The sequence below is a fragment of the Providencia sp. CIM-Carb-044 genome (genome assembly GCF_033901115.1).
Classification (GTDB): Bacteria; Pseudomonadota; Gammaproteobacteria; order Enterobacterales; family Enterobacteriaceae; genus Providencia; species Providencia hangzhouensis.
This window is the reverse complement of the sequence record NZ_JAXADV010000068.1, coordinates 1-729: the sequence shown is the minus strand read 5'-3', so window position 1 is coordinate 729 and position 729 is coordinate 1. Positions and strand designations below refer to the sequence as shown.

The 729-nt window shown below is 50.3% G+C and carries 1 rRNA gene; it reads left to right on the top strand.

Annotated elements, in window-relative coordinates:
- Positions 1–729, top strand: a 23S ribosomal RNA gene (locus SJ312_RS23295); the annotation flags it as partial.

Here is a 729-nt window from a genome sequence, read left to right as displayed (position 1 = left end):
CGTTGCACTATCGTTTGATGAATACATAGTCAAACGAAGCGAACCGGGGGAACTGAAACATCTCAGTACCCCGAGGAAAAGAAATCAACCGAGATTCCCCTAGTAGCGGCGAGCGAACGGGGAGCAGCCCAGAGTCTTAATCAGCATTAGCATCAGGAGAACGGTCTGGAAAGTCCGGCAGTAAAGGGTGATAGCCCCGTATCCGAAGGTGTTAGTGTTGTGAACTCGACGAGTAGGGCGGGACACGTGTTATCCTGTCTGAATATGGGGGGACCATCCTCCAAGGCTAAATACTCCTGATTGACCGATAGTGAACCAGTACCGTGAGGGAAAGGCGAAAAGAACCCCGGCGAGGGGAGTGAAATAGAACCTGAAACCGTGTACGTACAAGCAGTGGGAGCCCCATCACTCAAGTGCCTCGGCAATTGAGTGATGGCTTAATAACCACCACAAGAGCAGCGCAGAATTTGCCAACAAGATTGGTCGATTTTTTCAAGCCGTCGCGCAGTGTACATAGAAGTACACGAGCAGCGGAAGTTAAAAAATCGGGCAAGATTGGCCGCAAAGACAAGCGGGACATTTGAGGATGGGGTGACTGCGTACCTTTTGTATAATGGGTCAGCGACTTATATTCTGTAGCAAGGTTAACCGAATAGGGGAGCCGTAGGGAAACCGAGTCTTAACTGGGCGAATAAGTTGCAGGGTATAGACCCGAAACCCGGTGATCTA